Annotated in this window: 10 protein-coding genes; 2 read left to right on the top strand and 8 right to left on the bottom strand. The window is 69.9% G+C overall.

Going from position 1 to position 6,371, the window contains the following annotated elements:
* The first annotated feature begins 149 nt into the window (after positions 1-149).
* Positions 150-995 (top strand): DNA ligase, encoded by an 846-nt coding sequence (locus AC30N0_RS11885; protein ID WP_489518122.1) that lies wholly within the window; start codon positions 150-152, stop codon positions 993-995.
* 12 nt (positions 996-1,007) lie between these two features.
* Here AC30N0_RS11885 and AC30N0_RS11880 read toward each other — a convergent pair whose 3' ends face one another.
* The 4 genes from AC30N0_RS11880 to AC30N0_RS11865 are packed head-to-tail and all read right to left on the bottom strand — an operon-like array spanning position 1,008 to position 3,502.
* Complete coding sequence (locus tag AC30N0_RS11880) at positions 1,008-1,439, bottom strand: ExbD/TolR family protein (protein WP_489518121.1); 432 nt, start codon at positions 1,437-1,439, stop codon at positions 1,008-1,010.
* A 40-nt stretch (positions 1,440-1,479) separates the two neighbouring features.
* Complete coding sequence (locus AC30N0_RS11875) at positions 1,480-2,127, bottom strand: MotA/TolQ/ExbB proton channel family protein (RefSeq protein WP_489518120.1); 648 nt, start codon at positions 2,125-2,127, stop codon at positions 1,480-1,482.
* The gene (gene dapB, locus AC30N0_RS11870; protein WP_489518119.1) at positions 2,124-2,972 is read right to left on the bottom strand and encodes a 4-hydroxy-tetrahydrodipicolinate reductase; all 849 of its coding nucleotides are present in this window, start codon (positions 2,970-2,972) and stop codon (positions 2,124-2,126) included. Before dapB ends, AC30N0_RS11875 begins: the two co-directional genes overlap by 4 nt.
* Positions 2,969-3,502, bottom strand: a complete 534-nt coding sequence (locus AC30N0_RS11865) for an outer membrane protein assembly factor BamE (RefSeq protein WP_489518118.1) — start codon at positions 3,500-3,502, stop codon at positions 2,969-2,971. The genes dapB and AC30N0_RS11865 overlap by 4 nt, the downstream gene beginning before the upstream one ends.
* Before the next feature lie 107 nt (positions 3,503-3,609).
* On the opposite strand from AC30N0_RS11865, the gene fur reads away from it, so the two are divergent.
* Positions 3,610-4,038, top strand: coding sequence for a ferric iron uptake transcriptional regulator (gene fur, locus AC30N0_RS11860; RefSeq protein ID WP_489518117.1), 429 nt, complete (start codon positions 3,610-3,612; stop codon positions 4,036-4,038).
* 57 nt (positions 4,039-4,095) lie between these two features.
* Here fur and hprK read toward each other — a convergent pair whose 3' ends face one another.
* The 4 genes from hprK to AC30N0_RS11840 all read right to left on the bottom strand — a co-directional run.
* Positions 4,096-5,046, bottom strand: coding sequence for an HPr(Ser) kinase/phosphatase (gene hprK, locus AC30N0_RS11855; protein WP_489518116.1), 951 nt, complete (start codon positions 5,044-5,046; stop codon positions 4,096-4,098).
* Between the two features lie 46 nt (positions 5,047-5,092).
* Positions 5,093-5,563, bottom strand: a complete 471-nt coding sequence (locus tag AC30N0_RS11850) for a PTS sugar transporter subunit IIA (protein WP_489518115.1) — start codon at positions 5,561-5,563, stop codon at positions 5,093-5,095.
* A 157-nt stretch (positions 5,564-5,720) separates the two neighbouring features.
* Positions 5,721-6,062 carry a ribosome hibernation-promoting factor, HPF/YfiA family gene (hpf, locus tag AC30N0_RS11845; RefSeq protein WP_489518114.1) on the bottom strand — a complete coding sequence of 114 codons (342 nt, stop codon included), beginning with the start codon at positions 6,060-6,062 and terminating at the stop codon, positions 5,721-5,723.
* Positions 6,063-6,109: 47 nt separating this feature from the next.
* The coding region (locus AC30N0_RS11840) for a hypothetical protein (protein ID WP_489518113.1) at positions 6,110-6,371 on the bottom strand (262 nt) is incomplete at its 5' end.

Below are 6,371 nucleotides of genomic sequence, written 5' to 3'. Positions count from 1 at the left end.
ATCGATTATAGAAAGCGCCCCTCGGAGCTCGTTGTTCGCAGGGCACACGAACCCGCTCGTTCAGGTGAGCACGCCCCCGAGCGAGGCGCTCGACAGCATCGATCGAAGGGCGCGAGCATCGCCGCTTCGACACCCCAGCCGGAGACCCCATGCCCATCGACCCCGTCTGCTGCACACGCCGCGCCGCTCTCGTCGTCCTCGGCGGTGCCTGGGCCGGGGCCGTGCCGGCGGCACCGCTCCTGGCCACCGTCTGCCCCGACGACATCGACCCCGCGCCCTACCTCGTCAGCGAGAAGTACGACGGCGTGCGCGCCCTGTGGGACGGCCGGGTGCTGCGCCACCGGAGCGGCCGCGTCGTCGCCGCGCCCGACGCATTCCTCGCTTCGCTGCCGGCGTGTTCGCTCGACGGCGAGCTCTGGCTCGGGCGCGGCCGTTTCGACCAGGTCTCGGCCCTGGTCCGTACGGCCGCGACGACGGCGCAGGCGTGGGCCGGCGTGCGCTACCTGGTTTTCGAACTGCCCGGCGCCGGCGGCACGTTCGGGGAGCGGGCGGCGAGGCTGGCGGCATCGGCCGAGGGCTGGTCGGCGTCGCCGGTCCGCGCCGTTGCCCAGACGCGCGTCGCCGATGCGGCCGCATTGCGTCGCCGTCTCCGCGAGGTCGTGGCCAGCGGCGGCGAAGGGCTGATGCTGCACCTGGCTGCGGCCGCCGAGACGAGCGGCCGCAGCGACGTGCTTCTCAAGCTCAAGCCGCACCTGGATGCCGAAGCCACCGTGCTCGGGTACCGGCCCGGGGCCGGCAAGTACGCCGGCCAAGTCGGCGCGCTCGCCGTCGAGACGGCGGAGGGCGTCCGCTTCCTTCTCGGCAGCGGCCTCAGCGACGCGCTGCGGCGCGTGCCGCCGCCCGTCGGCAGCGTCGTGACCTTCCGCTACCGCGATCGCACGCCCGGTGGTGTGCCGCGCTTCGCCACCTTCGTCCGCCGCTACGAATCGCTCTAAGGGAGGCGCGGGCTAGGAGCCGGCTTTCTCCGGCAACGGCTCGGCAATGAGGCCGATCCGCGTCAGCCCGGCTTTCTGCACGATGCCGAGGAGCTCGGCGACGCGGCCGTAGGGGACGCCCTTGTCGGCTCGCAGCTGCACCTCGGTCTGCGGATTGCGCTTCGCCGCCTCCGCGACGCGAACGGCGAAGGAGGCAGCGTCGAGAGCTTCGTCGCCGTAGAAGTAGCGCCCGTCCTTGTCGACGGCGACGGCGATGAACTGGGGCGTCTCACTCGGCTGCGCAGCGTCGCTGCGCGGCAGCTCGAGCTTCAGGCTCGACGTCATGAGCGGCGCGGTGATCATGAAGATCACGAGCAGCACCAGCATGACGTCGATCAGCGGGGTCATGTTGATGTCGCTCATCGGTTGGGCGCCGGGGTTGCGCTCGAGTCGGCCGAGGGCCATCGCTAGGGCCTCGACACCGGCCGCGGGCGAGCGGGCGCCTTCACTTGGCGTCGACGATCATCTCGCGCAGGTCGTGCGCGAAGCCTTCGAGCTCGGCCTCGCTCGCAGCGACGCGCTTGCCGAAGACGTTGTAGGCGAGGACCGCCGGAATGGCGACGGCCAGGCCGGCGGCCGTCATCACCAGGGCCTCGCCGACCGGGCCGGAGACGCGCTCGATCGTGATCGAGCCGGCGGCCGAGATGCTGAGCAGCGCGTGGTAGATGCCCCAGACCGTGCCGAACAGGCCGATGAAGGGCGCCGTGCTGCCGATCGACGCGAGCAGCACCTGCCCGAACTGGAGCTGGCCGAGCACACCATGCAGGGCATCGCGGAGGCGCCGAGTCAGCTGCGAATCGGCGTGCCCGCGCGACTCGAGGGTGCCACTCGGTGGCACGGTCACGGCAGCGTCGACGAGCGGCCGCAGCACGCCTTCGCGGTCGAACGCCGCGAGCTGCTCGCGACCGACGTCGAACGACGGCGCGGCCCAGAAGGCGGCGACGGCGCGCTGCAGGTCGACATGGACGCGGCGCAGCAGCCATCCCTTCCAGAAGATCACGACCCAGGCGCTCACCGACATGAGCAGGAGCAGGATGGCGACGCTGCGGGTGATCGCGTCGCCCTGGGACCAGAAATTCGCAAAGCCGGTCAAGCGCGGGCCCCCTCCACCGTGTCGCCGCCGAGGCCGAGCACCTGGTCCATGCCGAACAGCCCCGGCCCGCGTCCGGCCAGGAAGCGGGCGGCGCGCAGGCTGCCGTCGGCGTAGGTCGCGCGGCTGCTCGAGCGGTGCGTGATCTCGATGCGCTCGCCGCTGCCGGCAAAGAGCACCGTGTGGTCGCCGACGACATCGCCGCCGCGCAGTGAGGCGAAGCCGATCGAGCCGGGCCGGCGCAGGCCGTTGCGGTCGTGGACGGCGGCCGATTCCAGCGTGCGACCCTGCGCCGCCGCGATCACCTCGCCCATCTTCAGCGCCGTCCCGCTCGGCGCGTCGACCTTGTGCCGGTGATGCGTCTCGGCGATCTCGATGTCGTAGCCGTCGGCCAGGGCCCGGGCGGCGACGTCGAGCAGCTTGAGGACGACGTTGACGCCGACGCTCATGTTCGGCGCCATGACGATGGCGATGTGCTCGGCGGCGTCGGCGATCTGCGCCTTCTGCGCCGCATCGAACCCGGTCGTCCCGATCACGACGGCGACACCGAGCTCGCGGCAGAGCGCGAGGTGCCGCACGGTGCCTTCCGGTCGGGTGAAGTCGATCAGCACGTCGGCGCCGACGAGTGCCTGACGCGGGTCAGCCACGACGGCGACGCCACCCGGCCGGCCCAGGAAGGCGGTGGCGTCTTGACCGATGCAGGCGCTTCCCGGCACGTCGAAGGCCCCGGAAAGGACCAAGTCCGCGCTCGCCGCGACCGCCTCGACGAGCATGCGGCCCATGCGGCCCGACGCGCCGGCCACGGCGACGCGCCGCCGTCCACCGGCCCCGTCGGGCGCGCCGGTCATGGAGCCGGCTCGAGCGGCGGATAGGTGCGCACCGGCGCCGGAGGAGCCGGCTCCGGCGCGGGCGGCCGCGTCGGCGCAGGGAGGGTCTTGATCTGTTCTTCCGACAGAGCGAGCGGCGGCGCGTTGCGCGAGGTCTTGAAGGTGTCGATGGACGCCACGAACTCGCGCTCGCTGGGCAGCTCGCCACCGGTGTCGATGCTGTCCAGGGCCTCGCCCCTGAAGCGGACGACGACACGGCGCAGCTGCGGCGCCGCGCCCTGGCGGCGGATCGTGAAGACGTAGTCCCAGCGGTCGGCGTGGAAGATGTCGGTCAGCAGGGGCGAGCCGAGCACGTCACGCACCTGCGCCCGCGAGAGGCCGGGCTTGACCTGCGCCGCCTGCTCGCTCGTGATGATGTTGCCCTGCACGATCTCGACCCGGTACGGCGTGACGATACCGAGGAAGTTGTCCGACGACTGCAGGGACTGGCAGCCGGCGAGCGCCATGGCCCACAGCACGAGACCGGCCCGAAGGGCGAAGGGCGTTGACACGGAAGGCACCATGGGCAGGGATCGGAGGGCCGCCTCGCGGCGCGCCATGCTCGTATGATGAAACGATTCTACCGGCGCCTCCGGGCCCTGCGAGCGCTCCCACAGCCATGACCCACGCCGAGGAATTGAAGAACAGCGGCCTGAAAGCGACGCTGCCTCGCATCAAGGTTCTCGAGGTGTTCCAGAACACCACGCAGCGTCACATGAGCGCCGAGGACGTGTTCCGGGTCCTCCTCGCCGAGCATGCCGACATCGGCCTCGCCACCGTCTACCGCGTCCTCATGCAGTTCGAGCAGGCGGGCCTGCTGTCGCGCAACCACTTCGAGAGCGGCAAGGCGGTCTTCGAGCTGAACGAAGGCAAGCACCACGACCACCTGGTCTGCGTCGACTGCGGCCGCGTCGAGGAGTTCTTCGACGCCGAGATCGAGCGGCGGCAGAAGAGCATCGCCGCGACGCGCGGCTACGAGCTCCAGGACCACGCGCTGGCGCTCTACGCCGTCTGCACCAAGAAGAACTGCCCGTTCCGGAACAAGTGATCTCGCGCGCGTCACGAGATCATCCTGAGCATCGCGAAGGATCTGCCGCCCGACCGCCTACTCGGCCTTGCCCAAGGCCTTGTGGTGGCGCTCGATGAACTCCGCATAGGTGTCGATGCCGCGCAGCTGCAGGATCGTGTTGCGGACGGCGGCCTCGACGAGCACGGCGAGGTTGCGGCCGGCATCGACGGCGATCACGGTCTTGCGCGTCGGCACGCCCAGGATCTCTTCGTTGAGCGGTTCGTAGGGCAGCCGCTCGAAGTCACGGTCCATCGTTTCCTTGCGGACGAGATGCACGATCAGCTTCAGGCGCATCTTCCGCCGCACCGCGGTCTCGCCGAAGATGGCCTTGATGTCGAGCAGGCCGATGCCGCGCACCTCGAGCAGGTTCGCGAGAAGCTCCGGGCAGCGGCCCTCGAGCGCGGTCTGCGAAACCCGGTACAGATCGACGGCGTCGTCGGCGACGAGACCATGCCCGCGCGAGATGAGCTCCAGGCCGAGCTCGCTCTTGCCGAGACCGGATTCACCGGTCAGGAGCACGCCGAGACCGAGGATGTCCATGAAGACGCCGTGCCGCGTCGTCCTCTCGGCAAAGTGCTGCGACAGGTAGCCGCGGACGACGTCGATGACGTGCCCCGCCGACTCGTCGGTGACGAAGAGAGGGATGTCCGCGCGGTCGCAGAGTGCGACCAGGCGGTCGGGCGGCGCCTCGGCGTCGGCGCAGATCAGCACCGGGGGGTCGAGCGTGACGATGCGGGCGATCCGCCGCTCGTTCACGTCGGGCGCCTCGGCGTTGAGGTAGGCGACCTCGCGCCGGCCGACGATCTGGACCCGGTTCGGGTGGATGTAGTTGAGGTAGCCGACCAGGTCGGCGGCCGACCGCCCGTCGCGAACGGCCGCCGCGTCGAAGTGCCGCTCGGGGTGGGCGTGGCCGGCGATCCACTGCCAGTGCAGCGCCGTCCGGAACTCCTCGAACAGCGCCTCGGCGCTGATGACGGTGGGTTTCACCGGCAGCCGGCCTGGCCCGGGCGCGCCGGCCGGGCCGATGGCGCCTTCAGGCGACCGATTTCAGCGGTTCCCAAGCCGCGATCACGCTGTGCACCGCGGCCGCGTCGCCCTCGTGCTTGAGACGCTCGCGCAGGACGCGGTCGGAGAGCATCTCGGCGATCTCCGACAGGATCTCGAGGTGCCGCTGCGTCGCCGCCTCCGGGACCAGGAGGAAGATGAGCAGGCCCACCGGTTCCTCGTCGGGCGCATCGAAGGCGATCGGCTGGCGAATGCGCAGGACGGCGGCGAGCGGGTTCTTCAGACCCTTGACCCGGCCGTGCGGAATGGCCACCCCGTGCCCCAGGCCCGTCGAGCCGAGGCGTTCGCGCGCGAACAGGTTGTCGGTCACGGTGGCCCGGGCGATCGAGTGCTGGTTCTCGAACAGCAGGCCGGCCTGCTCGAAGACCCGCTTCTTGCTGGACGCGTCGACGTCGACGACCACGTTGACGGCGGGCAGGATGGCGGCAAGACGATTCATGGCGCGAGTGCCGGCTGCGACCGAAGCCGCAGCGGCGGTATGACAAGTCGATGAATTATGGAGTCCTGCCGCTGGCCACGCTCGCTGCCGGGCGGTGCGCCGGGCCACCGCCGGGCCGGATGCTGCGCGCCGGCAACACCCGCCCGTCCGGCCGGCGTCAGCCGAGGGCAGCGTCGATCCGCTTGGCGGGTTCGTGGCTGTGGTTCTGGACCTTGCCCTTGTGGCGGACGACCTGCCGATCGAGCTTGTCCATCAGCTGGTCGATCGCGGCGTAGAGATCCTCCGACGCGCACTCGGCGAAGAGGTCCTTGCCCTTGACGTGCAGCGTCACCTCGGCCTTCTGGCGCCTTTCCTTCTCGCTCAGCTTCTCGACCGACAGCAGGACCGTTATGTCCACGACCTGGTCGAAATGACGCGTGATCCGATCCAGCTTGCTGATGACGTATTCGCGCAGGGCTGGCGTGACGTCGAGGTGATGACCGCTGATCGTCAGGTTCATGGGAGCAATCCTTTCGTGGGTGCGGCTGGAGACAGTAGCAGACTGCTTCAAGCCTGCTTTTCGAGGAGGGTCGTCGCGGGCTGCCGAACCAGTCTATCGCCGGGCTTTGTGCGCAACGGCGGATTTCTTCCGGCCATCGGCCGATGCGATAATTTCGCCACTTCATCACGGGACGCGGTCCTTGGACATCTCTCACCACGGATGACCGTCCGCTCCAGCCGAGCCGGGTCATGCTCGATGGAGCCTTCATGCTGAACGTCTTCACGCTGGCCAACGGCCGGCTGTTCCAGGAAGAGATCGAAAGCCAGG

This window comes from Rhizobacter sp. (genome assembly GCF_031412495.1).
GTDB lineage: Bacteria > Pseudomonadota > Gammaproteobacteria > Burkholderiales > Burkholderiaceae_C > Schlegelella_A.
This window is presented reverse-complemented; position numbering and strand designations above follow the sequence as displayed.